Below are 25,278 nucleotides of genomic sequence, written 5' to 3' on the forward strand. Positions count from 1 at the left end.
TGTCAGGCGAAGAACTTCGCGATAATGGCGTCGCCCATCTGGGTGGTGCCGACCTCGGTCTTGCCGTCGGACATGATGTCCTTGGTGCGCAGGCCGTCGTCGAGCACGGCGGCGATTGCAGCTTCGAGCCGGTCGGCCTCGGCCACCATGTTGAACGAATAGCGCAGGCACATGGCAAACGACGCGATCATGGCGATCGGGTTGGCGATGCCCTTACCGGCGATGTCGGGTGCCGAGCCGTGCACCGGCTCGTAGAGCGCCTTGCGCTTGCCGGTCAGTGCGTCAGGCGCGCCGAGCGAAGCCGAAGGCAGCATGCCGAGCGAACCGGTCAGCATCGCAGCGACGTCCGACAGCATGTCGCCGAACAGATTGTCGGTGACGATGACGTCGAACTGCTTGGGCCAACGGACCAGCTGCATGCCGCCGGCGTCGGCCAGCATGTGGTCGAGCTTGACGTCAGCGTACTTCGCCTTGTGGGTGGCGGTCACCACCTCGTTCCACAAAACGCCCGACTTCATGACGTTGCGCTTTTCCATCGACGTCACGCGGTTCTGGCGCGTGCGTGCGAGTTCGAAGGCAACGCCCGAGATGCGCTCTATCTCGAAGGTGTCGTAGACCTGGGTGTCGATGCCGCGCTTCTGGCCGTTGCCGAGGTCGATTATCTGCTTCGGCTCGCCGAAATAGACGCCGCCGGTCAGCTCGCGCACGATCAGGATGTCGAGGCCCTCGACCACTTCCTGGCGGAGCGAGGACGACGAGGCGAGTGCCGGATAGCAGATCGCCGGACGCAGGTTGGCAAACAGCTCCATGTCCTTGCGCAGGCGCAAAAGGCCGGCTTCGGGGCGCACCTCGTAGGGCACGGCGTCCCACTTCGGGCCTCCGACGGCGCCGAACAGCACGGCATCCGCAGCCATTGCCTTGGCCATGTCGGCATCCGAGATCGCCTGGCCGTGCGCGTCATAGGCCGAACCGCCGACGAGACCTTCCTCGGTGGCGAAGCCGCTGCCGAGCTTCTCGTTCATTGCGGTGATCAGCTTGCGGACCTCGGCCATGGCCTCGGGGCCGATGCCGTCGCCGGGCAGGAGAAGAAGATTGCGCGTCGCCATGGAAAGCCTTTCCGAAAGATGCGTGAACCGCGGTCTTGCTAGCCTTGGCTGGGCGCCGGTGCAAGCGGGAAAGGGCGTTCCAGACTGCGCAAATGGCTTCGCCAGCGCCTGTTTGACGGGATTTTTGCGCTGACAGGCCCGGGGCGGCCTATCCGATCTCCAGCAGCAAGGCGCGGTGGTCGGAGACTTCGGGCTGGGCCACGAGTTCGAAGCTACGCACATCGACGTTGTCGCTGACCAGCATGTAGTCGGCGAAGCGCGGTGTCTTGCGGTAGAAGGAGGTGCGGGTGTCGGTGAAGCCGCGCTGTGTGACCAGCTCCGCCAGCCCGATGCCGCGCAATTCGGCGAGCATCCGGCTCTCCGGCAGCACGTTGAAGTCGCCGCAGACGACGAGCCCGTCGTCCCGATGGCGGATTCTGCCGATCAGTTCGATGAGCTTTGCCGCCTGCGCGCCGCGGGCCGGTGTATCGCCCTTGCCGTCGAGCTCGCGCAAGCCGTGGAGATGGACAACGACAGTCGTCTTGTCCGTCGCATAGTCATGTAGCCTGACCGCATGGCCGTTGCGCGAGCGCGGGTGTGTGCCAAAGCCATCGGCCGAAAAGGCGCCGTGGATGAAGTCCTGAAGCTGGCCAACGACAGGCAGCGAACGCCTGACGAAGGTCGCCAATCCCCATTCCGACTGCAGCATCAGGTCGCCGTCGTAAAGCGGGCCGCGGGCGGCGGGGCAGAAGAAGGCCTGGTGCCCGGGCAGGGCCTCAGCCACCTCGGCAAACAGGTTCGCCCGCTGCGGCAGCTCGCCGCCGCCGTCGCGATAAACCAGCCAGGCAGATGTCGCCTCCGGCGTGTTGGTCACTTCCTGCAGGCACAGCACGTCGGGGTCGGCGTCACCGACGTAGCCGACCATCTCCTCGCCGAGCCTGCCGCCCCAACCGTTCAGCGATAGGATGCGCAAGCGGCCCCCCCGGTCACGTGCGTTTCAGCGCCGTCACTTCGATCTCGATCTTCATCTCGGGCTTGTTGAGCTGGCAGACGATCATCGTCGCTGCCGGACGGATGTCGCCGAAGGTCTCGCCGAGGATCGGGAACACTGCATCCACGTAGGACTGGTCGGTGATGTAGTAATGCGCGCGCACCACGTCGGCCATCTCGAAGCCGCCGTCCTTGAGCGCCTTGGCGATGGTTGCCAGGCAATTGCGCGTCTGCGCTTCCACGCTTTCGGGCATGGTCATGGTGGCGTAGTCGTAGCCTGTGGTGCCCGAGACGAAGCACCAGTCGCCCTGGACCACGGCGCGCGAATAGCCCGCGGTCTTCTCGAAGGGCGATCCCGTCGAAATCAGCTTGCGCATTGTCATGTCTCCCTCATTCGTCTGCCAGCGCCTTGGTCAGGGCGTCCCTGAACTCGGCCGGCCATGTCGCCAGTGCCGGCCAGGCCTTGGGCTCCGTTTCCGTCTGCTGTGCCAGATAGAGTTTTCTGGCCTTGGCATCGATCGCTATGAAGCCGTTGCCGACGCCGCAGGCATGTGGGATGCAGCCGCTGGCATAGAAGGCGCCCGACGGCAGCTTTTCGGTGCCGTCATTAACCAGCAGGCTTGTAGCGAAGCCAGGCAGGTCGTCGCCAAGCAGTTGCCGAGCAGCCTTGTAGACCGCCTCGTTCTTGAAGGCGGCGACGATGCCGTTTTCATATTTCTTCGGGTCCAGGTCGGACCAGTCGGTGCCGGGTTGCGGAGCGTAGGCGAGATTGCCGTGCATCGTCAGTCCGTTTTCCGGATCCCATGTCGTGACGGGCAGCGTCTCGCCGGGGAGCGGATAGGGGATGAAGAAGATGTTGTAGGCCGTCACCGCCGGCGATGGCGTGTCGCATTTGCCCGCGCCGATGGTCGTCGACTGGATGCCCGCCTCGGTCTTCCAGGCAAGCACGGTTTCCGGACTGCAGGCGTTGCCGCCGTCGCCGACCGCAAAGATCGCCACTTTGGTATCGCTCACCTCGACCGTGCGATCGTGGAAGGCGACGTAGTTCCTGGCGAGTTCCTTACCGTCAAAGGCAAGCACCTTCTCGCCCTCGGTGTTCTCGACGATGGTGAAGTTCCCGCCTTCGAAGGGAATCGTCTGCGGCTCGCTGTCCTGGGCGATCGCCAAGGTCGGCAAAAGCGCGATCGACGCGGCGGTGAATAGGATGGATGGTTTCATGCAGCGCTCCATGGTCTGGGCGTGAGCGATGTGCCCGAGGCGCAGTCGTGCCGTGCCCCGAATCCCGAGGCGGGACAATCGCATAGCGTTGGGACGCTGTCAGCCGCCGGCGGCCGCGAAAGCTTTGCGCCAGGGTGCGGCGCGGCCCGGATCGCCTCCTGGTCTGCTCGCACAAACCTTCAAGACGAGACTGCCTCCTGGCCTCAGGCTGGTTCACCGAGCAGCACTGCCAGGAGGTTGATCGTGCAACAACAGCTTTTAGCAGTACTGGCCATCGAGCCAGTTCTCGCGCTCGTCGCCACCGCCCTTGTCGTCATGGGCAGCCCCGGTCCCTCGACGATCAGCGTCACGGCGCTCGGCAGCGCGTTCGGACTGCGCCGTTCGCTGCCCTATCTCGCTGGAGTCATCATAGGGACGAGCGCCGTGTTGCTTGCCGTTGCGGCCGGGCTTGCGTCGGTTGTCCTGTCCAAGCCACGGCTGGCGCCGCTGTTGCTCGGCCTGTCGGCGCTGTACATCCTCTATCTGGCATTCGCGATCGCGACCGCACCACCACTTGCCGAGACGCCTCCTCAGGCGTCGGCCCCCGGCTTTGCCGGCGGCCTGCTGCTCGCGCTTGCCAATCCGAAGGCTTACGTTGCCATCGGTGCGGTCTTTGCCGGTACCCATCTCGGACTGCGGTCGGAACTGGTCGAGACCTCGGTCAAGACGGCGGTCCTGCTGGCGTTGATCGTGTTCATTCACCTTGCATGGTTCGCCGCCGGCACGGCCTTTGCGGGCCTGCTGCGGCGACCGCTGATATCGCGCATCGTCAATCTCGTCTTCGCCTCAGCACTTGTCGCCACGACCCTATCCTCGCTGCGCACGCTCTGGTGAGGGAAGGAACCTAAAAGAAAAAGCCCCGTCGAACGGGGCTTTTGTCATTCTCAGACGTCAGCGGAGCGATCAGGCCCAGGGGCGGTTCTCGGCAGCCTTCTTTTCGTAGCTGTCGATCGACGCGGCCTTCTCCATGGTCAGGCCGATGTCGTCGAGGCCGTTGAGCAGGCAGTGACGGCGGAAATCGTCGAGGTCGAAGGTGACGACGCCGCCATCGGGGCCGCGGATCTCCTTCGCTTCGAGATCGACCGAAACGGTGGCGTTGGCGCCGCGCGAAGCGTCGTCCATCAGCTTGTCCAGGTCTTCCTGGCTGACGGTGATCGGCAGGATGCCGTTCTTGAAGCAGTTGTTGTAGAAGATGTCGGCAAACGACGTCGAGATGACGCAGCGGATGCCGAAGTCGAGCAGCGCCCAGGGCGCATGCTCGCGGCTTGAACCACAGCCGAAATTGTCGCCGGCGACGAGGATTTCGGCCTTGCGGTAGGCCGGCTTGTTGAGCACGAATTCGGGGTTCTCCGAACCGTCCTCATTGTAGCGCATCTCGGCGAAAAGCCCGGTGCCAAGGCCAGTGCGCTTGATCGTCTTGAGATAATCCTTGGGGATGATCATGTCGGTGTCGACATTGACGATCGGCAGGGGGGCGGCGACGCCCGTGAGCTTGGTGAATTTTTCCATGGCTTTTGCCCGTCTGGCTGTTGCGGGGATTTTGGCTTGCCCCGCTTTACACAAGCTTGGCCGGGAATCAAAGCGTTTCGACGCTGGGGAAGGAGCCTTGGCCTGATGCGCGGCGACGCATGAGGCCTGATGCCGGCTACTTCACCGGCGTCACGCCATAGACGCGCGCGATGTCGTCGAGCAGCAGGTTGGCTGCAATAGCACCGCCCGCCGTGTTCCACACCGCGTCGTCGACGGCTATGGCCTTGCCGGCCTTCACCACGGGCAGGTTCTGCCATAGCGGCTCGGATAGCCACTCTTCCGACTGCTTGCTCGCCTTGCCATTGCCGGTCTCGTAGACGAAGTAGAACAGATGGTCGCCGTCGAACTCGGGGATACGCTCCTTGGTCACGTCGTCGGCGAAGCCCGGCTTGTCCTGCACCGCGGGGCGCTGGATGCCGATCTGGCTGAAGATCATGCCGGGGAAGGTGTCCTTGTAGTAAATGCGGGTCAGGCCCGGCATGAAGCGGATCAGCGACACCTTCTCGGCCTTCTTGTCGCCGAGCGCCTCGCCGAGCCTGGTCGCCTTGTCGTCGAAAGCCTTGAGTTGTGCCTCGCCTTCGGCCTTGTTGCCGAGCGCATCGGCATAAAGGGCGAAGTTCACCTTCCAGTCGCCGCGCAGGCGTTCAGACATGACTGTCGGCGCGATCGCCGAAAGCTGGTCGTAGATCTTCTCCTGGCGCGTCTTGTTACCGAGGATGAGGTCGGGCTGCAGGCCGGCGATGAGCTCGAGATTGACGGCCGATTCCTCGCCCACCACCTCGACGCCGTCCATCTTGTCGGCGATGTGCTTGTACCAGGGCGAGCCGGTCCAGGAGCGGACGGCGCCGACAGGCTTGAAGCCCAGTGACAGTACGGCCTCGGTGCCTTCGTTGGTCAGCACCACGATGCGCTGCGGGTTCTCGGGCACGTCGGTCACGCCCATGGCGTGCTTCACTTCGTGGGCGAAGGCGGAACTGGCGGCGATAGCGGCCAGTGCGAGGCCGAGTGCGGCCTTGGCGAAGAGCTTCATGGTCCTGGCTCCAAACTTGACGGGGGCAAGAAGGTTTGGCAAAGGGTCAGAACAAACCCTGACTGTCAAGCTCATATTAAGGCTGCCGCGTGCCCCTCGCTTCGTCGAACACGAGCATCCGAATGCCTCAGCGCATCGGTCGGAGCGCGCTGTTTGCAGGGATGGGGATGCTGCTCCTGATCCTGATGTATCTCAGCCTGGCGATCGGTTACCGCTTCTATTCGCCCGGCGAGATCTGGCGCGCGGTGACCGCCTTTGACGGCAGCGAGGCGCATGTGGTCATCCGTGATCTTCGTCTGCCGCGGGCGCTGATGGCACCGCTCGTTGGCGCAGCACTCGGCATAGCTGGCGTGCTGGTCCAGACGCTCGCGCGCAACCGCATCGCCTCGCCGGACACGCTTGGCCTCAATGCCGGTGCCGCCTTCGCGGTGGTCATGGTGAGTGGGCTGTTGGGGGTGGCCTCGCTGCCCGGCCTGTCGCTGGCAGCCGCCACCGGTGCCCTGGCCACCAGCCTGCTCGTCTTCGGTCTCGCCGCAGCCGCCGGTGGCATCTCGCCGCTAAGGATCGTGCTCGTCGGCGTCACCTTCGCCGGCCTGTTCGACAGCTTCGTCAATGTCGTCCTGACGGTCAACGAGACGATGCTCGACCAGCTGCTGTTCTGGCTCGCCGGCTCCTTCGCCGATCGCAAGCTCAGCCTGGCGCTCAACGGCCTGCCCTTCGTGCTGATCGGCGGCGGCATCGCCTTCTATCTCGCCCGCTCGCTCGACATCCTGCAGACCGACGATTCCACGGCGCGCGGGCTCGGCGTGCCGCTCGGCCTCGTGCGTGCGTTGAGCTTTGTTGCGGTGGCGCTGCTCAGCGGCACCTCGGTGGCAATGGCCGGGCCAGTGCTGTTCGTCGGCCTCGTCGTGCCGCATGCGGCGCGGGCGCTTGTCGGCCTCGAGCATCGCCTGCAAATCGTGGCAGCAGCTCTTGTCGGTGCGGTCTATACGACGCTTGCCGACATCGTTGCCCGTTTCGTCATCTTTCCGCGCGAAGCGCCGGTCGGCGCGGTCACCGCGATCGTCGGCGGCTGCCTGCTTCTTCTCCTGCTCCGGAGGCGCGCCGCATGAGCATTGTCGCTCCACGCCTGTCGCCGGCATTGGCCCGCATCAACCGCCGCGCCTGGATTGCCGTCGCCATCATTGCGCTCGTCGCCGTCGCGCTCGCGCTGTGCGGTGTCGGCTTCGGCTCGACCTTGATCGATCCGCGCCGGATCGTCGAGATCCTGCTGGGCGAGGGCGCTCGCGGCGAGCGCGTCGTGGTGCTGCAGCTGCGCGCGCCGCGCGTTGCCATCGCCGCGCTCGCCGGTGGCGCCATGGCGGTATCAGGCTACCTCCTGCAGAAAGTCACGCGTAACGAACTCGCTTCGCCCGGCGTGCTCGGCGTCATTGGCGGCGCCGGCCTGGGCGTCGTCATCTTCCTGGCGCTGCTGTCCGACGAAAGCAATTCGCTCGTCACCTCGATCGTCTGGCAGCCGGTGGCGGCGATGATCGGCGCAAGCCTGGCCATCGCGGCCGTCTTCCTGCTTTCGGGCCAGCAGGCCTCGTCGGCGGTGCGGCTTCTGCTGTTCGGCATCGCCGTCGGGGCTGTCTGCAAGGCTGCAACGCTGATCCTGATGATCGTCGGGCCGATCTATCGCACTACCCAGGCCAGCCGCTGGCTTGCCGGTGCTGTCAACGAGATCAACTGGGGCGAAGTCCAGGTCGTCGCCATCGGTCTCGCCATCGCCATGGTCGGCGTCGTCGCCGTGGCACGTCGCCTGCCGCCGACCGATCTCGACGAGGTCTCGGCGCGTGGCCTCGGCCTCAACCTGCCGGTGTTCCGCATCCTGGTGTTCGCGTTGGCTTCCGCCCTGACCGCGCTGGCCGTCGCGTTCGCCGGCGGTGTCGGCTTCATCGGCCTGATGGCGCCGCATCTGGCGCGGCTGATCGTCGGCCGCCCGGTGCTCGCCGGCATTGCCGCCAGCTTCCTTTTGGGCGCCATCATGCTGATCGGCGCCGATCTAATCGTACGTGTGCTGTTCGCGCCGACCGAGGTGCCTGCCGGCACCGTGACGGCAGTGATCGGCACGCCCTATTTCCTCTACCTTGTGCTGCGCAGGGGAAGCACCAATGGATAAAGCCATCAGCGTCCAGGCGCTTACCATCGCCTATGGGGCGGCGATCGCAATCGGCGCCGTCGACCTCGACATCGCCAGGGGCAAGGTCACCGTGCTCGCCGGCCCCAATGGCTGCGGCAAGTCGACCTTGCTGCGTGCCATCCGCCGACTGCACCAGCCGAAATCGGGTGAGATCCGGCTCGGCGACCTGCCGATCTCGGGTCTCAAGGAAAAGGAGTTGGCACGGCATATCGGCCTTCTCGCCCAGAGCCCGTCTGCGCCCGACGACATGAGCGTCGAGGAGCTTGTGCGGCTCGGCCGCTATCCGCACCAGACCATGCTGCAGCCGTGGAGTGTTGCCGATGCCGATGCCGTCCAGGCGGCGATGTTCGGCACCGGCGTCTCGCATCTCGCCGAACGCCGGCTGGGTTCGCTGTCGGGCGGCCAGTTGCAGCGCGTCTGGATCGCCATGGTGCTGGCGCAGGAGACCGATATCATCTGCCTCGACGAGCCGGTCAACCATCTCGACATGGCCCACCAGATCGACTGCCTCGACCTCGTCGGCAGGCTCAACCGCGAGCATGGCCGCACCGTCGTCCTGGTGCTGCACGACCTCAATCTCGCAGCGCGATACGCCGACCGGCTGGTGTTCATGAAGGACGGCAGCATGGTTGCCGACGGCGCGCCGACGGAGTTGATGCGTGAAGCGCTGATAGAGGACGTCTTCGGCATCAGCTGCCGGGTCATCGAGGATCCGGTGCATCAGCGCCCGCTATGCATCCCGATCCGCAATTCGTCGCCGCGTTTCGGGACGGCACCGCAAGCCTGAGCCGAAACTCCGCGGGGTAAAAATCGCCGCTTTGTTGCGAATCCCCTGGGCCGGACGCGCTGGTCGGTTGCATCAGCGGCTTGTCATTGGGGGCAGGCCCGCGCTTTAACTGGCTGTGGTGTCTGGGCGCATGATCCGGATATGAGGCGAGGGACTGGCCGCATGAGACTGATCAAGGCAGTGCTTGCCCTGCTGCTGGTTGCAGCCGTCGCCATCCTTGCTGCCCGAATGCTGTTTCCGCTACCGTCGATCAAGGACAGGCCCGTCGAGACTGCCCTGCCGCCGGTCACCGAAGGCGCCCTTGCTGCGATGGTCGTTCAAGGCAGCGCGGAAAACCCCGGCAAGAGCGGGGTCCTGCCGATTGCCGCCGGCCATGATGCCATCGCCAGCCGGCTGTTCCTCTCCGGCATCGCCCAGCGTTCGATCGACGTGCAGTATTACATCTGGCACGACGACACCTCGGGCCGGCTGCTGCTTCGCGCGCTATACGAGGCGTCGAGACGTGGCGTCCGCGTTCGGCTGCTGCTCGACGACAACGGCATTCCGGGGCTCGACCCGACGGTGGCAGCACTTGACGCGCAGCCCAATTTCGACATCCGCCTGTTCAATCCCTCGATGATCCGGTCGCCCAAGCTGCTCGGCTATTCCTTCGACTTCTTCCGCATGAACCGGCGCATGCACAACAAGTCCTTCATCGTCGACGGCCTCGCCGCCATCGTCGGCGGGCGCAACATCGGCGACGAGTATTTCAAGGTCGGCGACGGCACCTATTATCTCGACCTCGATGTGCTCGGCGCCGGCGCCGTGGTCCAGGACACGTCGAAAGCCTTCGACCTCTACTGGAACAGTGCCTCTGTCTTTGCCTCGGACAAGATCATCGATCCGTCCACCGGCACGCTGGAGGCTTTCCTGCAGGGCGCCGACGAGGCTGCCAAGCGCCCTGCCGCAGCCGATTTCGTCCGGCCGGATGCGCCGGCCTACAACAGGCTGCGCAGCGGCGGGCTTGGCCTCGAATGGGTCGACGTCAAGCTGGTGGTCGACGACCCGGTCAAGGGCGAAGGCAAGGCAAGCAAGAACCAGCTGATGATAAGCCGGCTCGCCGAATTGGTCGGGCCGGTGCGGCACGGTCTCGACCTCGTCTCCGCCTATTTCGTGCCGGGTAGGCCAGGCGTGGAGTATTTCGCCAGCCTGGTGAAGGGCGGCGCCAAGGTGCGCATCCTGACCAATGCGCTCGAGACCACCGATGTCGCGATGGTCCATGCCGGATATTCGAAATATCGCCGCGAGATGCTGGATGACGGCATCGAGCTGTTCGAACTCAAGCCGATGGCCGATGCTGCCAAGGGCGAAGAGGAACTCAGCCTCACCGGCTCCTCCGGCGCCAGTCTGCACGCCAAGAGCTTCGCCGCCGATGGCGATCGCGTCTTCATCGGGTCGTTCAATTTCGACCCGCGCTCGGCGCTGCTCAATTGCGAGATGGGCTTCCTGATAGGAAGCCCGACGATGGCGCGGGCGATGTCGCAAGGCTTCGACACCAAGGTCGCCGCCGGCTCCTATCGGGTCTCGCTGCGGCCTGATGGCGGCATGCAGTGGGCGGAGGACGAACCCGGCAAGCCTGTCGTCACCTTCGAAGACGAACCGAACGCTTCGGCGGTCAAGCGGCTGATGGTGATGGTGTTTGGCTGGCTGCCCATCGAATGGCTGCTCTAGACGCGAGAAAAGCGCGTGACGGAGCGATCGCGGCGGCGTGGCTGCCACTGCAGCAGGTCTCGGCCGACCAATCCCGGGGGTGCTGATCATGCTGTTCATTGTCGATCCGGCGACAAGCTGGCACCGAAGCCGGTAGCTCACTGTAGCGCTCTAATCGTTTTCGTCGTCGGTGACGCGAAAGATGATCTGCTTGGCGACGGACGAGCACAGCACGACGAACAGCCCGATGCCGACCAAAGCGAAGAAGATGGTGAAGAGCTTGCCGAGCGCCGTATGCGGCGCAAGATCGCCATAACCGACGGTGGCGAGGGTCATGACCGAGAAGTAGATCGCGTCCAGATAGCTCCAGCCTTCAATCCAGACGTAGAAGACGGACGCCACTGCGACGAGCGTCGAGGTAACGACCAGCAAGGTTCGGACCTGCGGATCGGCGAACGCATCGCGCATGCCACGTGCAAGCGAGGTCAGATGCCATCTTGCATGGTGCTTCTTGGGGTGCCGGTCCATGGCATGCCTCCGCCCAGACGGGCATCAAAGCAAGCCGGTCGGCTCCCGTCCAGTGGGGCAGCCGGCTACAGCAGCGCGCCGAGCCCGGCGAACAGCCGGTCGATGCCCTCGGCCGTCGTGATCGTGCCCGGTGAAAGGCGCAGGATGCGGCCACGGCAATCCGTGAAAACACCACTCTGGCGCAGGCCGTTGACGATCGTCGCAGTTTCCGTCTCAGCGGGCAGGCGCAACATGATGCTGCCGCCGCGTCGCCGGTCGTCGCGCGGGCTGGCGAGTGCCAGGCCCATCTCGTCGGCCCGCGCTATGATCGCAGCGCTCAGCTTACGATTATGCGCGAGCAGTGCCGTCTTGTCCTGCGCTGCATGCCATTCCAGCGCCGGCACCGAGCCGATGCAGGCCAGCGCCGACGGCGTACCGTGGTCGAAGCGGCGGGCATCCGGCGCATAGGCGAAGGCGTCGAGGTCCCAGGAGAAGATGTTGTCCTGGCTGAACCAGCCGCGCAGTTCAGGCCGGCACTCCTTGAGCAGCGGTTCGGCGACATGGATGATGCCGGCGCCCGGCGTGCCGGACAGCCATTTCAGGCTTGTCGATATGGTGAAATCGACGGCCGGCGCGTCAACCTTGAACGGGATCAGGCCGACACCCTGGGTGATGTCGACGCCGACGAGGCTGCCCATCGCGCGGCCATGGGCCACCAGCCGGTCGAGGTCGCAGCGGTGTGAACTGGTCGACGTCACCTGGGTCAAAAGCGTCAGGCCGACATCCTTGCCCCATGACGCGATTAAATCGTCGTCATGCACCCAGCTTTCGCCGTCGCGCATGGCCACAGTGTCGAGGGTGAAACCGAAGCGCGGCGCAAGACCGGCGAGCAGGAAGTGCAGGCTCGGGAAGCAGTCTGCCGTCACCAGCACGCGGCGACCGGCAAGGTGGTGGGGTGGCAGAGCGCCGATCAGGCTGTAAAGCGCGGTGGTGACGTTCTCGGCCGACGTCAGCGTGCCCTTCGATGCCCCGATCAGGTTGCTCCAGAGATCGATGAAACGCTGGCGCTTGCCCAGCGCCCGCATCCACTGTCCGTCGTCGAAGGCACCCCAACTGGCCGCAAATTCGGAAAGTTCCGCCGCCATGGCCTCGGCCTTGCCGGGATACATGCCGATCGAGTGGTAGAGGAAGTAGGCGGAGCCGTCTGGTGTTGTCATCGTGCGGAATTCCGTATTGCTGTCGTGGGCTCAGCGCGCCGTCATCTGGCGCTTGCCGCGTTCCTCGAGAAAGCTCACCAGCCTGACCAACGGCAACAGGAAGACGAGATAGAGCGCAGCAGCACCGATCAGCGGTGTCGGGTTGGCCATGAGCGCCTGTGCGTCCGTCGCCTGCTTCAACAAATCGGGCATGGCGACGACCGAGGCGAGGGCGGTGTCCTTGAAGATCGAGACGCAATTGCTGGTCAGCGGCGGGATGATGACACGCAACGCCTGCGGCAGGATCACGGTGCGCATCGTCGTCCAGAAGCCGATGCCCAGCGCCGAGGCTGCCTCGAACTGGCCCTTCGGCACGTTTTCGATGCCGGCGCGGCAGACCTCGGCGGTGAAGGCCGAAAGCACCAGCGACAGCGCCAGCGTCGCTGCGGTGAATGACGAGAAGCGGATGCCGACGAAAGGCAGCGCGTAATAGATCAGGATCAGCAGTACCAGGATCGGCATTGCCCTGAGGAAATCGACATAGGCTATGGCGAAGTAGCGCACCGGCTTGGGCCCATAAAGCCGCATCAGGCAGACGAGCAACCCGGCCGCGCCGCCGAAGATGATGCTGGCGACGCCCAGCAAGATGGTGTTGCCGATGCCGCGCATCAGCATCGGAAAACTGCGGACCAGTATGTCCCAGTTGAAGAAGGTGGTGATCAGGTCCATGGCGAGGTCCGGTCGCAGGACGCTGCGGCCTTGCCAGGCCGCAGCGTCGTTTCAAGGTTTTGCAGGTGGAGCCGTTGGCTCACTCGGCCTTGGGCAGCGGCATTGCAGTCGTCGTGCTGGTACCCGCGTCCGGCTCTACGCCGAACCACTTCTTGTGGATCGCGGCCATCGTGCCGTCTGCCTTCATCGCCGACACGGCGTCGTTGGCGGCGACGATGGCAGGATGGTCCTTGCGCGCCATCATGGCGAAGCGTTCGCCGGTCGGAATACGCACCAGCACCTTGAAGCCCGGCGACTTGGTCATGGCATACTGGAAGCCGGCGAGTTCACCGGCGCCGCCATCGACGCGCTGGGCCTGGATGTCCAGCAGCAGGTCCTGCTGGGCGTTGTAGCTGCGCACTTCGGCGAGGCCGAGCTTGTCGGTGTTTTCCTTGGCCCAGGCTTCGCCCGTGGTGCCGGCAACGACGCCGATGACCTTGCCCTTCAGGCCGTCGAGGCCGGTGATGTCGGACGCTTCGCGACCGATGACCGTGCCGTCGCCATCATAATAGGGCTGGGTGAACGACTGGTTCTGCAGGCGCTCGTTGTTGACCGAGATCGACGAGACGGCGAAGTCGATGCGGCCCGAACTGGACGCGGCGAAGAGCGCCTGGAAGCCCATGTCCTGGAACTCGACCGGGCGGCCGAGGCGCTTGGCGACCTCTGTCGCGACGTCGATCTCGAAACCCTCGAAGCTGCCGCTTTCCGTCTTGAACTCCCATGGCGGATTGGCCGGGTAGGCGCCGACGACGAGCTTTTCCTGGGCGCTGGCCGGTGCCGAGAGCGCGAGGGCAAATGCCATGGCCATGCCGGCCGCTAGTTTAGAGAATGCCAATTTTCTTCCTCCCTTTGATCGATCGACGGTGACAAGCGATCCAGCCGCCAGTCACACGTCGCTGCTTCAAGCCTGTAAGTATGCATGGGCATATGGCGAGCGACGGATCCCATCCGCCACCGGCACAGCCGGACTTTCCGTGGCTCGCCATGTTGGCTGCCTCTGAATCTGGCGATCCGTGCTTGCTTCGTTTGCGTATGAGGGTTCGGGGCAAGTGTTCCGTGCACTACATCGTTGCCGATGGCGAGCGCGAAATCTCGATCCTACCTTTGTGCCTCCTCCATCCTCCTCAGCAAGATATTTGCATTTGCATTTAAATTTGTCCAGATAGTTGTTCTCGGAGTGCCCGAGGTGACTCAGCGTTGATCCTGGTCGGCCATCGACGCCCCGACGCAAACGAAAACGGCCGCGGATCGCTTCGACGATCCACGGCCGCTTGGATGCGGAGAGGTATTTGGCGTCAGGCGCGGCTGAGCGCCATCACGCCTGTTTCGGTGCCGGTCAACCGACGCGAACGACCGTCAGCGCCGACGACCATCTGGATGCGGCGTCGCTCCGACGAAAACAGCTTCGAAGTCGACACGTCCACCGGCGGATTGAAGGCGACGGTGACACGCCAGAGATCCGGCTTGATCGTCTCCTCGAGGCCGATGACGCGTCCCTTGGCAGGGTTGCCGTTGAAGGTGCCCGACACCGTCTCGCCGACGGCGAAGGGTGCGCCACCGGTGGTCTCTTCGGCCCTGGTGTCGTTGGGACGCGCGGCCAGCGTGTTCCAGTCGCGCACGCCTTCCTGGCGGGCGACGAGTTCAAGCGCCTTGGCGTGGCTGATGGCGATGCCATCGGCAGCGAGCGCGTCGCGCAGCCTGCGGGCATTGGTTTTGTAGTCTTGACCTGTGGTCATGGTTTCGCTCCTTCGCGATGCGCGAACGGCGTGGTGAAAGTCGGGAGCCCGCATTGCCGCCTCGGCCGTCGCATCGACAGGGAAACGAATGTTCTGAAGGAAGCTTCACCGTGCCTTGCGGCTGCGGGCGGCAGGGGCTTCCCGCCCTTGACCGCCCTCAGATAGGAAGAACGAGGCGCGCCGTCAATGAGGGCGCGCCGGAGGCCGGGTCAGGCGGCCCAGGTCAGGCGACCCCAGGTCAGGCGGATTTGTCCCACACCGGGGCCAGCCCGCCGGGACTGACGATGCGCCCGCCAGCTGTGGCCAGGGCATGGATCGCCGCCATCTCGTCCGCCGACAGTTCGAAATCGAAGATGGCGAAATTCTCAGGCAGGCGCGACAGCGTCGACGTCTTGGTCAGTGTCACGACGCCGTCCTGCTGCACCAGCCAGCGTAGCACCACCTGAGCTGCCGTCTTGCCGTGGCTGGCGCCGATCGCTTTCAGCACGGGATCGGAGATCACCTTGCCGTCGGCCATGGCGTAGTAGGCTGTGACCGACATGCCGGCCTTGCGTGCGGCCTGGAGCACCGCGGTCTGGTCGAGATAGGGGTGGTATTCGACCTGGTTCGTCGCCAGCCTGACGTCACTCAGCTTCACTGCCTCGGCCATCAGTGTGGTGTTGAAGTTGCTGACGCCGATATGGCGCGCCTTGCCGGCCTTTTGCATCTCGTTCAGGGCGCCGATCTGCTCGGCCAGCGGCACCGCGTCGTTCGGCCAATGCAGCAGCAGCAGGTCGACATGGTCGGTGCGAAGCTTCTTCAGGCTGTCGTCGACCGACTTCACGAAGGCATCGCGCTGGTACTTGTCGACCCAGACCTTGGTGGTCAGGAAGATGTCCGAACGGGCCACGCCGGAGGTGGCGATCGCCTCGCCGACCTCGGCCTCGTTGCCGTAGATCTGGGCGGTGTCGATGTGGCGGAAGCCTTGGCGGATTGCTTCGGGCACCACTTCGAGGACTTCTGCACCGGGCATGCGGAAGGTGCCGAAGCCAAGGGCAGGAATTGTCGCGCCATTGGCGGTAACGAATTTCATGATGTTCTCCTTGAGAGGACATGAGGGGGAGAGGACATTAGGGGAGAGGAAATTGGGGGCGGGGAGGAAATTGGGTGGATGGCTCCATCCTTTAGGTAGGTCGGCAGTGAAGCTGGTCAATCATTCTAAGCCGGCACCTAAGCCGGCTGGCACAGAGGTTCCTGGCGCCGGTCCAGCGCGCCGCTCCACGCTGTCAGCACAAACGCTCCAGCCACCAGCACGGCACCGACCCAAGGTGTCGCGACAAGGCCTAGCGGCGAAGCGACGACCATGCCGCCGATCCAGGCGCCCAGTGCGATGCCGAGGTTGAACGAGGCGATGTTCAGTGCCGAGGCGACGTCGACGGCGCCCGGCCGGTGCGCCTTGGCCAGTTGCACGACATAGAGCTGCAGGCCTGGCACATTGGCAAAGGACAGGAAGCCGAGCGCGGCCAACGTGGCAAGTGTCCAGGCCGGCGAAACTGCGGTGAAGGAAAACAGCACCAGCACCACAGCCTGCATCGCAAACAGCACGGTCAGCGCCTTGACCGGGTTGCGGTCGGCGATACGGCCGCCGGCGATGTTGCCGACCGCGATGGCCAGGCCGTACAGAACCAGGATCAGGCTGACGCTGGAGGCCTGGAAGCCGGTGACCTGTTCGAGGATCGAGGCGAGATAGGTGAAGGTGACGAAAGTGCCGCCATAACCGAGCGCCGTCATCGCGAACACCAGGAGCAGCCGGCCGGAACCCAGCACCCGGATTTGGTCGAGCAGGCTCGAAGGTGCCGCCTTGTTCAGGTTCGAAGGCAGCAACGCGGCGATACCGGTAAAGGCAATGACGCCGAGCAGGGAAACACCCCAGAAGGTGGCGCGCCAGCCAAAGGTCTGGCCGATGAAGGTGCCGAGCGGCACACCGGTGACGATCGCTACCGTCAGGCCCATGAACATCATGGCAATTGCCGAAGCGCGGCGGTTTTCCGGCACCAGATCGGCGGCAATGGTGGCGCCGACCGAGAAGAACACGCCATGGGCGAAGGCTGACAGTACACGTGCAACGAGCAGCAGCTCGTAGCTGGGGCTCAGCGCGGCTGCCGTGTTGCCGACGACGAACAGCGCCATCAACCCGAGCAGCAGAGGCTTGCGATCGATCCGGCCGGCAAGCGCCGTCAGCACCGGTGCGCCGAAGGTGACGCCCAGCGCGTAGACGCTGACGATCAGGCCGGCCAGCGGCAGGGTGATGTCAAGATCCTGGGCCACCGTCGGCAACAGCCCGACGATGACGAATTCGGTCGTGCCGATCGCATAGGCCGCGATGGTGAGCGCGAAGATGGCTAGGGGCATGTCGTGCACCGTTGACTAGGCGGCCTGCGCCGCGGTTGATCCGTGGCTGCATATGGGGCAAGGGCGCTTGCGCAATAATGCATGATTATGGATGAATGCTTGTGAATTTGATTCACAAGAGGCCATTCATGGACAATCGCGCCGGTGAGATGGAGGTCTTCGTCCGGGCCGCCTTGCTGAAGAGCTTCTCCGCTGCCGGCCGGCAGCTCGGCCTGTCGCCATCGGCGGTCAGCAAGCTGATCACACGCATCGAGGACAGGCTGGGCACCCGCCTCGTCGTGCGCTCGACGCGCAGCCTGCAACTCACCCCGGAGGGCGAGGTCTATCTCGAGCGGGCCACCCGCATCCTCGGCGAGATCGAGGAGGCCGAGCGTATCGTCGCCGGCGGCGCCAATGCGGTGCCGCGCGGCTTGCTCAGGGTCAGCGCCTCGGTGGCCTTCGGCGCCAGCCATGTCGTGCCGCACATGGCCGAGTTCCTGGCGCTTTATCCCGAGGTCGAACTCGACCTGTCGCTGACCGACAGCGTCATCGACCTCTACGAAGAGCGCGCCGACGTCGCCATCCGTTCCGGCAAGCTGCGCGATTCATCGCTGAAGGCGCGCAAGATTCTGGAGATCCGCCGCGTCGTCGTCGCTTCGCCCGCCTACCTGGAGCGGTACGGCGTGCCGGAAAAGCCGGCCGATCTCGGCGGCCACAACTGCCTGCGCTTCAATTTCCTGCGCAACCGCGATGAATGGATTTTTCGCGATCCGGCAACCGGTGAGACCTTCGCCCAGCGGATCGGCGGCAACCTGCTTGCCAACAACGGCCCGAGCTTGCGCCGGCTCTGCCTCGACGGCGTCGGCCTGATCCGCAGCGGCCGCTTCCAGGTCCAGGCAGACATCGCTGCCGGCACGCTTGTGCCGGTGCTCGAAGCCTACAATCCCGAGGACATCGAGATGATACACGCCGTCTTCGCCGGCCATGGTCACCTTGCCGCGCGCATCCGCGCCTTCATCAATTTCCTCGCCGAAAAAACGCGCGCCGGATAGCGCCATTGTTTCGGCGAATAGGCGCACTACCTTCGTGAGGCGCGATTATCGCGCTGGAAGTGTTGCGATGGCGAAGATGGCGAGATCGAAACGGGCTCTGATCTTGGCGGGCATTGTGCTTGCCGGCGCGATGCAGGCGCATGCCATCGACCTGCCCGGTCAGCCCGACCGGAACCAGCTTGCGCGCGAAGGCCGGATCAACGAGCTGCAGATCCTGCAAAGCCGGCAGGGCCGCATCGATTTCCAGGCCGAACAACAACGCCAGCGCGAGCAGGACCGCCAGATCGTCATACCGCAGGTCCAGCGGCCCGACGTGCCGGTGATGAAGTCGAACTGCCAGATCGAGCTGTTCGGCAACATCTATCGCCGTGTCTGCCGCTAAGTGTTCCCTCGCTGTAAGCTTGAGTTGTCCTGAAGCTGCCGCCGCGTGAACTTGCCGATCGAAGGCGCCGGCCAGGCATGGATTAGCCGGCTGCCAACTGCTCGGCCAGCACGCCGTCGAGCCTGTCGTATCCGGCCTCGACACCCTTGGCCATGCCGATGGCGATGGCGCCATCCCTGGCCTCGCGCGAGCTGTAGAGCACGGTGTTGACGGAAATGGTGCGGCCGTCCTTTTCGGTCAGCACCAGGGTCGAGCGCGCCTCGCCGTCGGTCCAGTCCATGTCGAACAGCTCGACGCTGACGATCCTTTCCGGCCGAGCGATCTCGCGATAGGTCCCGGTCATGCCCATGTCGCGGCCGTCGTCATGGCGCCAGACGAAGCGGTACGTGCCGCCGATGTGCAAGTCGATCTCGCAGACGGCAAACGACCAGCCGTCCGGTCCCGTCATCCAGCGTTTCAACAGCGCCGGGATGGTCCAGCAGTCGAAAACCAGGTCGCGCGGCGCGTCGAACACACGCGTCATGGCGATTTCGCGGTCGCTCGGCGTCGTCACTTCCAGTCTGTGGCTCATCGTCGTTCCCCCCTCGTCCGCCCCTCAGGCCTTGCCTTGGTTCGCCTGCAGGTCGGCGAGCAGCGCATCCAGCCGCTTGTAGTTGCCTTCCCAGACCTTGCGGTACTCGTCGAGCCAGCCGGTCACTTCTGCCAGCGCTTCGCCTTCGATGCGGCACGGCCTGCGCTGGGCGTCGCGGCCGCGCGAGATCAGCCCGGCGCGCTCCAGCACCTTGAGATGCTTGGAGATCGCCGGCTGGCTCATGGCGAAAGGCTCGGCCAGCTCCATCACGGAGACATCGCCGGTCATCAGCCGCGCCAGGATCGCCCGGCGTGTCGGATCGGCCAGTGCGGTGAAAGTTGCGTCGAGGCGTTCGGACGGCGTCATGTTGGTACACTCGCATTCTATAACTGAAAGGTTATATAGAACGCGAGGACCCGTCAAGGCTGGAGTGGGCAGGCGCAACGCCGATGCCTCCCTCCCCGTTGTGGGGAGGGAGGGTGGGGTGCTGCGCGTCATCACCTCGAACTCGCCCGGCGTTGCCCGCCCGGTGCCCTCTCCGACAGAGAGAAGCCCGTCACGCCGCCTTGCGGGCCTTCTTGGCGTGAACGTTCTGGTTCATGCGGAACATGTTGTCGGGATCGTATTTACGCTTCACCTCGAGCAGCCTGCTGTAGTTGGCACCATAAGCCGCCTCGACCCGGTCAGCTTCGTCCGCCGGCATGAAATTGATGTAGGCGGTGCCAACTGCCTGCGGCCGTGTCGCCTCGTAGATGTTGCGGGCCCAGCCGATGCAGGTCTTGTCCATCGACGGCTCGCGCCAGCGTGCATGCACGTTCATGACGAAATGCGAGTTGCGCTGCGGGAAAGCCGTGGCATCGGTTGCAACCCGTCCGGCTGCGCCGCCGACATGGCCGACGAAAATCTCGCATTCCGGCCCCGGCAGGGCGCCGATCGCGGTGTCGAGCATGTCGATAGTCGTATCCGAAAGCTCGATGAAGTCGTGGCTTTTCCAGTAGTTGCGCGCGCCGGGCGCAAGCAGCGGATCGAACGCCATCTGCCATCCGGCGAACGGGTTCGGCCCGACGACGTCGACGATCGGGTTGCCGATGCCGCGCAGGACGGCGGTCGCCTTCTCGCCGATTTCGAGCTCGCCGCACCAGCACATGGCCAGCACCAGCACCTCCTTGCCGTGCCATTGCGCCGGCAGGAACGGCAGCGGCGGCGCCTGACGCATCACGGCCCAGCAGGTCAACTCGTCGGGTGCGTCCTCGAGCGCATCGCGATATTGTCGAAGCACCGACTTGGCCTCCTCGAAAGGATGCACGACGAGCCCCGAAAGCACCTGCGGGCCCAGCTTGTGCAGCTTGAATTCGAAGGCGGTGACGACGCCGAAATTGCCGCCGCCGCCGCGTATCGCCCAGAACAGGTCGGGATGCTCGGCGGTGCTTGCCCGCACCAGTTCGCCATCCGCCGTCACCACGTCGGCCGACAGCAGATTGTCGATGGTCAGGCCAAGCTTGCGCGTCGTCCAGCCGAAGCCGCCACCCAATGTCAGCCCCGATATGCCGGTCGTCGAGTTGATGCCGGTCGGCACTGCCAGGCCAAACGCTTGGGTTTCCTTGTCGACATCGGCGAGGATCGCGCCCGGCTCGACCCAGGCTCGGCGTGCCACTCGGTCTACCCGCACAGATTTCATCTGGGAAAGATCGATCATCAGGCCGCCGTCGCAGACAGCACTACCGGCGATGTTGTGGCCGCCGCCGCGCACGGAGACGAGCAGCTTGTAGTCGCGCGCGAACTTGACCGCCGCGATGACGTCGCTGGCGCCGACGCAACGCACGACAAGGCCGGGACGGCGTTCCAGACGATACGGGCCTCGTCGTAACCGGCATCGCCGGCATTGAGCATATGACCACGCAGGCTTGCCGCGAAGGCATCGAGGACAGGCGCGCTCACCGTCGCCAGCCCACCGTCCAGGGTCGTTAGGTTGAGGTCGTTCATGGGGCTTTCCTCCGAACAGAGAAAAGGCCTCCTCTTGCACCGCAAGCCGTCGATTGTGCGCTTTAGCCTTTCGATGGACAAGAACAAGGGCGGGCCTGTTGCGGAAAAGTGATGGGCACGCCGCGTCGCCGCGCTAACCGTGCCGGTCGGCTTCGCGCCTTGCCGTAACGAAACCCAGTCGCCATAGTGTCAAACAGCTCAGCTATCTGAGTGCTTCGAACCCGGCGAAATCGGAGACCAATCAAACGATGGGGTGCAGGGGCAGCGACATCGACAAGAGGGCGCTGCAAGTTGGTGCTGGTACACAAAAGCTGAATTCCAGGCTGTGGATACCTAGGCTTGTTGGCTGGGCAGGGGCGGCAACACCGCTGCTTGCAAGCCTTCTCACCTGCCATCAGGCGCTCGCGGCCGACGACCGCATGCTGCTCCTCGACCATGACGGGCTGACCATTCGCATGCATCTGCAGGCCGGCCTGAACGTGGTCACCGAGCACAACGTGTTTTGGAACTATGCCGATTCGTTCGCGCCGTCGGCCGGCTTTGATTCAAACAAGACCTGGCTCGAAGGCTATATCCTGCCAGGACTCAGCTTCACCCAGGAGCTCGGCGGAGTGGTGGCCTATGGCAAGGTCTCGGCCGTCGCCTCGGGCACGCTCGGCATCGACGCCTACGCTACCGGCAACACCGGCCGTGTCACGCTGGAAGAGGGATATCTCGGCCTGCGCTCCGGCGAAAAGAGCGATCCTTCCTTCGATGTCTCGGTCGGGCCGCGCGAGTTCAAGGCCGGTACCGGCATGCTGCTCGCCAATGGCGGATCCAGCGGTTTTGATCGCGGCGCGCTCAAGCTGGGGGCCCTCGCAAGGCGTGGGAAATGGCGTCGATCGGCCGCTTCGGTTTCGACAATTTCACCGGCACGGCGTTCTATCTCGATGCCAATGAGCAGAACGAGAGCGACAGCCACACCAGGATCGCCGGCGGCGATTTTCGCTACGACGGCGAAAACAACACATTTGCCGGCCTGACCTTTGGCCATGTGCTCAAGTCCGACTCGCCCTATCCAAAGGCAGCCCCCGGCGGCATCGGTGTGCCGACGCTTGTTGCCAATGGCCGCGAAGGCCTAAACTTCGTCAATGCTTATGGCCGCGCCATTCCGTTCGGCGACAGCTTCGAGAACCTCTTCGTCGCCGGCGACTTCGCCTATCAGTGGAACGATGACATCGATATGCGGGCATGGGGCGGCCGCGTCCAGGTCGGCTACACCTTCGCCGAATATTCATGGGCGCCGACGATCGCCTATTCCTACCAGACGTTTTCAGGCGACGATCCGTCGACGTCGCGGCTGGAACGCTTCGACCCGCTCTACTACGAGGGCAGCCCGAGTTCCTGGTCGACCGGGTCGAAGTCGTCGATGGTATTCATCAATTCGAACGTCAACGCCCATCAGCTCAGCCTGCGGGTCACGCCGACCGAGCGCGATACGCTGACCCTGCGCTACGCCTATATCAGCGCCAACGAACTTCGAAGCCCGATCCAGTTCGGCCAGGGCACGCATCTCGAGATCATCAACGGAGTGCCCAATCCGGTCGCCGGCGTCTCAGCCAAGCATCTCTCGGACGACATCTTCCTCGAGTACAACCGCGTGCTGAACCCCAACACCTATCTGACCGCCGGGTTCAGCGTTTCATTTCCGGGTCCCGGAGCCGACTCCGTCGTCAGTTTCGATGCGCCCGTCTGGACAGGAGGCTTCGTCAATGTGGTGGTCAATTTCTGAGGTTGGAGCCAGACGTAAAGGCCTCATCTGCGCCGTGCTGGCCGCGGCGGTGGCTGCTCTGGCGCTGCCGTCGTCGATCTCCCATGCGCAGGAGGCAAAAGTGCTGTCAGCCGCCGAGTCCGATCCCGTCAAGCTTGGTTGGATGGTCGGTTCGCCGCCGCCGGCCGACAAGATCATCCGCTTCACCGACCCGGACTATTTCTCATTTCCCAAGATGCGCTGGACGGTCTGCCACTTCCGCCAGCTGATGCCGACGGCCAATGTCAGCCGCGGGCTTGGCGCTCCGGGTCTGCTTGAACGCAAACCGGATGAGACCATCGACGCGGTGAAATTCACCCCGCTCGGCGGCGGTGCCGAGATGACCTGGGAGCAGTCGCTCGCCGCCAACTATACCGACGGCATCGTCGTGCTGCATGAAGGCAAGATCGTCTACGAGCGCTATTTCGGCTGCCTTGACGATGCCGGCCAGCATGGCGCGATGTCGGTCACCAAGTCGATCACCGGCCTGCTCGGCGAAATTCTGGTCGCCGAGGGCAAGCTTGACGAAAACGCCAAGGTGGCATCAGTGGTGCCCGAACTCGCCAACAGTGCGTTTGGCGACGCCACCGTCAAGCAGGTGCTCGAGATGACCACCGGCCTGCGCTACAGCGAGGACTATGCCGACCCCAACGCCGACGTCTGGACCTATTCGGCGGCCGGCAGTCCACTGCCCAAGCCGGAAGGCTATATCGGGCCGCGCAGCTATTTCGAATATCTGCAGACGGTGCGCAAGGAAGGCGAGCACGGCACGGCCTTCGGCTACAAGACCATCAACACCGACGCGCTTGGCTGGATCGTCGCGCGTGTCACCGGTCAGTCCGTCGCCCAGTTCATGTCGGGGCGGATCTGGAGCAAGATGGGAGCCGAGCAGGACGCCTACTACACCGTCGATTCGACCGGCACGCCCTTTGCCGGCGGGGGCTTCAATGCCGGCCTGCGCGACATGGCGAGGCTCGGCCAACTGCTGCTCGACGATGGTGTTGCCAACGGCCAGCGCCTGATACCCGAGGCGGCGATTGCCCGCATCCGTGCCGGCGGTGACAAGGCGGCGTTCGAAAAGGCCGGCTATGCGCTGCTCAAGGGCTGGAGCTATCGCGGTATGTGGTGGATCACCAACAACGACAACGGTGCCTACTCGGCACGTGGCGTGCATGGCCAGGCGCTCTATATCGATCCCAAGGCGCGTGTCGTCATCGCCCGCTTCTCGTCGCATCCCACGGCCGGCAATGCCGCCAACGACCCGACTTCGCTGCCGGCCTTTGAAGCGGTGGCTAAGCATTTGATGAAGTAGCACGGTCGAGCCGAGGATTTGCTTCAGCCCGCTGTGGCGGATTTGTCAGCCGCCGCTGGCTTTCCGCGCGCCCGACAATCTGGCTGCAAGGACGCCAAGCATGATGACCACGATGCCGGCAAGCTGCAGTGGTTCAGGTGCTGTGTGATTGGCGAGATAGTCGATCGCGAGGCCGGCGACCATCTGGCCGCAGATCACCAGCACCGCCGTCCTGATGGCCCCCAGCCTTGGCAACACGAGGCTGTTGGTTGCGACAAACAGCGCCCCGAACATGCCGCCGAACCAGGCAAGGGCGGGTGCTGCGGACAGGTTTTCCAAGCTCCAGCCGCCGACTACGATCAGCACGGCGGCGAGGAAGACAAACCCGACGAGGTGGTTCCAGAACGAGGCGCGCAGTGGCCCGATCGCAATGCCGAGCTTCCCGTTCAAGGCTCGACTAACACCGATGAGTACGCCGTTGAGCACCGCGACGAAGATGTACCCGTTCATCGTTATCGTCCGCCTGCAACGAGCAGCAAGCTGCCGCCGAGCACGAGCGCAACGACCGCAACATCGGTTGCCGCAAACCGCCTTTTTGCCACGCCGAACAGCCCTGCGTAATCCATCGCCATGCCGAAGACCACCTGCCCGACGAGCATGAAGGCGATGGTGCCGGACAGCGCCAATGGGCCGTTGGTGGTGATTGCCGCGAGCACCACGGTCAGCGCCCCGGGTACGCCGCCGAGATAGGCCCAGGCCGGAGCTTTTTGTTGCGGTCTGGCTTCCCGGTGCCGAAAGATCCGCGACCCTCCGGCGACAAGCAGCATGGCGGCCGCTGCGCCTGTTCCATGCGCCACCCACGAGGCAAACACTGGTGCGCTATGTCTGGCCAAAAGGCCATTGCAGGCGATCATCACCGCCAGCAGCGCCCCCGACGCCAGGGCCGACAGCCAGTCCGCCGAACGTCCGGTCATTGTGTTGTGCTCCACATCGCGCCGTCAAAACCTGCCCGGCTTGAAAAATAGCCTCCTGCCACGACGAGAAAATCTGGCTACAATTCCGAATACTCCGGATGTTTCAGTC

At 64.3% G+C, this 25,278-nt stretch carries 27 protein-coding genes and 1 pseudogene; 10 read left to right on the top strand and 18 right to left on the bottom strand.

The window, feature by feature from the left end:
* Positions 1-2 precede the first annotated feature (2 nt).
* The 4 genes from leuB to DY201_RS03895 form a co-directional block, all read right to left on the bottom strand.
* A complete protein-coding gene (gene leuB, locus DY201_RS03880; protein WP_115730067.1) occupies positions 3-1,106 on the bottom strand; it encodes a 3-isopropylmalate dehydrogenase in 1,104 nt (367 codons plus the stop codon).
* A gap of 148 nt (positions 1,107-1,254) precedes the next feature.
* The gene (locus DY201_RS03885) at positions 1,255-2,058 is read right to left on the bottom strand and encodes an endonuclease/exonuclease/phosphatase family protein (RefSeq protein ID WP_207904365.1); all 804 of its coding nucleotides are present in this window, start codon (positions 2,056-2,058) and stop codon (positions 1,255-1,257) included.
* Positions 2,059-2,071: 13 nt separating this feature from the next.
* Complete coding sequence (locus DY201_RS03890) at positions 2,072-2,452, bottom strand: RidA family protein (RefSeq protein WP_115730068.1); 381 nt, start codon at positions 2,450-2,452, stop codon at positions 2,072-2,074.
* Positions 2,453-2,465: 13 nt separating this feature from the next.
* Positions 2,466-3,293 (bottom strand): hypothetical protein, encoded by an 828-nt coding sequence (locus tag DY201_RS03895; protein ID WP_245431881.1) that lies wholly within the window; start codon positions 3,291-3,293, stop codon positions 2,466-2,468.
* A gap of 243 nt (positions 3,294-3,536) precedes the next feature.
* Between DY201_RS03895 and DY201_RS03900 the strand changes: the two genes are divergently transcribed.
* The gene (locus DY201_RS03900; RefSeq protein WP_425358709.1) at positions 3,537-4,166 is read left to right on the top strand and encodes a LysE family translocator; all 630 of its coding nucleotides are present in this window, start codon (positions 3,537-3,539) and stop codon (positions 4,164-4,166) included.
* Positions 4,167-4,235: 69 nt separating this feature from the next.
* On the opposite strand, the gene leuD is transcribed toward DY201_RS03900, so the two are convergent.
* Together leuD and DY201_RS03910 are read right to left on the bottom strand one after the other, a co-directional pair.
* Complete coding sequence (gene leuD / locus DY201_RS03905; RefSeq protein WP_115730070.1) at positions 4,236-4,841, bottom strand: 3-isopropylmalate dehydratase small subunit; 606 nt, start codon at positions 4,839-4,841, stop codon at positions 4,236-4,238.
* Positions 4,842-4,977: 136 nt separating this feature from the next.
* Complete coding sequence (locus DY201_RS03910; RefSeq protein ID WP_115730071.1) at positions 4,978-5,892, bottom strand: ABC transporter substrate-binding protein; 915 nt, start codon at positions 5,890-5,892, stop codon at positions 4,978-4,980.
* Between the two features lie 122 nt (positions 5,893-6,014).
* Here DY201_RS03910 and DY201_RS03915 point away from each other — a divergent pair, with 122 nt between their 5' ends.
* The 4 genes from DY201_RS03915 (at position 6,015) to DY201_RS03930 (ending at position 10,571) form a co-directional block, all read left to right on the top strand.
* Positions 6,015-7,004: a FecCD family ABC transporter permease gene (locus tag DY201_RS03915; protein ID WP_245431882.1), complete on the top strand. Its 990-nt coding sequence runs from the start codon at positions 6,015-6,017 to the stop codon at positions 7,002-7,004.
* Entirely contained in the window at positions 7,001-8,053 is a 1,053-nt protein-coding gene (locus DY201_RS03920) for a FecCD family ABC transporter permease (RefSeq protein WP_115730073.1), read from the top strand. The genes DY201_RS03915 and DY201_RS03920 overlap by 4 nt, the downstream gene beginning before the upstream one ends.
* A complete protein-coding gene (locus DY201_RS03925) occupies positions 8,046-8,861 on the top strand; it encodes an ABC transporter ATP-binding protein (RefSeq protein WP_115730074.1) in 816 nt (271 codons plus the stop codon). The genes DY201_RS03920 and DY201_RS03925 overlap by 8 nt, the downstream gene beginning before the upstream one ends.
* A 162-nt stretch (positions 8,862-9,023) precedes the next feature.
* Complete coding sequence (locus DY201_RS03930; protein WP_115730075.1) at positions 9,024-10,571, top strand: phospholipase D family protein; 1,548 nt, start codon at positions 9,024-9,026, stop codon at positions 10,569-10,571.
* A gap of 150 nt (positions 10,572-10,721) precedes the next feature.
* Here the strand turns inward: DY201_RS03930 and DY201_RS03935 are convergent, their stop codons facing one another.
* From DY201_RS03935 to DY201_RS03965, 7 genes are all read right to left on the bottom strand, one after another.
* The gene (locus DY201_RS03935; RefSeq protein ID WP_207904364.1) at positions 10,722-11,078 is read right to left on the bottom strand and encodes a potassium channel family protein; all 357 of its coding nucleotides are present in this window, start codon (positions 11,076-11,078) and stop codon (positions 10,722-10,724) included.
* Positions 11,079-11,143: 65 nt separating this feature from the next.
* Positions 11,144-12,274 carry an aminotransferase class V-fold PLP-dependent enzyme gene (locus DY201_RS03940; protein ID WP_115730076.1) on the bottom strand — a complete coding sequence of 377 codons (1,131 nt, stop codon included), beginning with the start codon at positions 12,272-12,274 and terminating at the stop codon, positions 11,144-11,146.
* Between the two features lie 30 nt (positions 12,275-12,304).
* Complete coding sequence (locus tag DY201_RS03945) at positions 12,305-12,982, bottom strand: amino acid ABC transporter permease (RefSeq protein ID WP_115730077.1); 678 nt, start codon at positions 12,980-12,982, stop codon at positions 12,305-12,307.
* A 79-nt stretch (positions 12,983-13,061) separates the two neighbouring features.
* Positions 13,062-13,823: an ABC transporter substrate-binding protein gene (locus DY201_RS03950; RefSeq protein ID WP_245431883.1), complete on the bottom strand. Its 762-nt coding sequence runs from the start codon at positions 13,821-13,823 to the stop codon at positions 13,062-13,064.
* Between the two features lie 493 nt (positions 13,824-14,316).
* The gene (locus DY201_RS03955) at positions 14,317-14,757 is read right to left on the bottom strand and encodes a glyoxalase superfamily protein (RefSeq protein WP_115730079.1); all 441 of its coding nucleotides are present in this window, start codon (positions 14,755-14,757) and stop codon (positions 14,317-14,319) included.
* 238 nt (positions 14,758-14,995) lie between these two features.
* Entirely contained in the window at positions 14,996-15,829 is an 834-nt protein-coding gene (locus DY201_RS03960) for an aldo/keto reductase (protein WP_115730080.1), read from the bottom strand.
* Positions 15,830-15,966: 137 nt separating this feature from the next.
* On the bottom strand, positions 15,967-17,148 hold the full coding sequence (locus DY201_RS03965; RefSeq protein WP_115730081.1) for an MFS transporter: 1,182 nt from the start codon (positions 17,146-17,148) through the stop codon (positions 15,967-15,969).
* A gap of 128 nt (positions 17,149-17,276) precedes the next feature.
* Here DY201_RS03965 and DY201_RS03970 point away from each other — a divergent pair, with 128 nt between their 5' ends.
* A complete protein-coding gene (locus DY201_RS03970) occupies positions 17,277-18,179 on the top strand; it encodes a LysR family transcriptional regulator (protein WP_115730082.1) in 903 nt (300 codons plus the stop codon).
* Positions 18,180-18,282: 103 nt separating this feature from the next.
* On the top strand, positions 18,283-18,561 hold the full coding sequence (locus DY201_RS03975; RefSeq protein WP_245431884.1) for a hypothetical protein: 279 nt from the start codon (positions 18,283-18,285) through the stop codon (positions 18,559-18,561).
* Between the two features lie 82 nt (positions 18,562-18,643).
* Here the strand turns inward: DY201_RS03975 and DY201_RS03980 are convergent, their stop codons facing one another.
* The 3 genes and pseudogenes from DY201_RS03980 to DY201_RS03990 all read right to left on the bottom strand — a co-directional run bounded on the left by DY201_RS03980 (position 18,644) and on the right by DY201_RS03990 (position 21,115).
* Complete coding sequence (locus DY201_RS03980; protein ID WP_115730083.1) at positions 18,644-19,132, bottom strand: SRPBCC family protein; 489 nt, start codon at positions 19,130-19,132, stop codon at positions 18,644-18,646.
* A 24-nt stretch (positions 19,133-19,156) separates the two neighbouring features.
* Positions 19,157-19,498: an ArsR/SmtB family transcription factor gene (locus DY201_RS03985; protein ID WP_115730084.1), complete on the bottom strand. Its 342-nt coding sequence runs from the start codon at positions 19,496-19,498 to the stop codon at positions 19,157-19,159.
* Positions 19,499-19,688: 190 nt separating this feature from the next.
* Positions 19,689-21,115 (bottom strand): annotated as a pseudogene (locus DY201_RS03990) (FAD-binding oxidoreductase).
* Positions 21,116-21,363: 248 nt separating this feature from the next.
* Between DY201_RS03990 and DY201_RS29345 the strand changes: the two are divergent.
* The 3 genes from DY201_RS29345 (at position 21,364) to DY201_RS04000 (ending at position 24,216) form a co-directional block, all read left to right on the top strand.
* Positions 21,364-22,137, top strand: coding sequence for a hypothetical protein (locus DY201_RS29345; RefSeq protein WP_245431885.1), 774 nt, complete (start codon positions 21,364-21,366; stop codon positions 22,135-22,137).
* Between the two features lie 200 nt (positions 22,138-22,337).
* On the top strand, positions 22,338-22,886 hold the full coding sequence (locus DY201_RS29350) for an alginate export family protein (protein ID WP_245432102.1): 549 nt from the start codon (positions 22,338-22,340) through the stop codon (positions 22,884-22,886).
* A complete protein-coding gene (locus DY201_RS04000) occupies positions 22,867-24,216 on the top strand; it encodes a serine hydrolase domain-containing protein (protein ID WP_245431886.1) in 1,350 nt (449 codons plus the stop codon). The genes DY201_RS29350 and DY201_RS04000 overlap by 20 nt, the downstream gene beginning before the upstream one ends.
* Before the next feature lie 45 nt (positions 24,217-24,261).
* Here DY201_RS04000 and DY201_RS04005 read toward each other — a convergent pair whose 3' ends face one another.
* On the bottom strand, positions 24,262-24,705 hold the full coding sequence (locus DY201_RS04005; RefSeq protein WP_115730086.1) for a DMT family transporter: 444 nt from the start codon (positions 24,703-24,705) through the stop codon (positions 24,262-24,264).
* 2 nt (positions 24,706-24,707) lie between these two features.
* On the bottom strand, positions 24,708-25,169 hold the full coding sequence (locus DY201_RS04010; RefSeq protein WP_115730087.1) for a DMT family transporter: 462 nt from the start codon (positions 25,167-25,169) through the stop codon (positions 24,708-24,710).
* Between the last annotated feature and the right edge of the window lie 109 nt (positions 25,170-25,278).

Source organism: Aminobacter aminovorans, assembly GCF_900445235.1.
In the GTDB taxonomy this organism is placed as follows: domain Bacteria; phylum Pseudomonadota; class Alphaproteobacteria; order Rhizobiales; family Rhizobiaceae; genus Aminobacter; species Aminobacter aminovorans.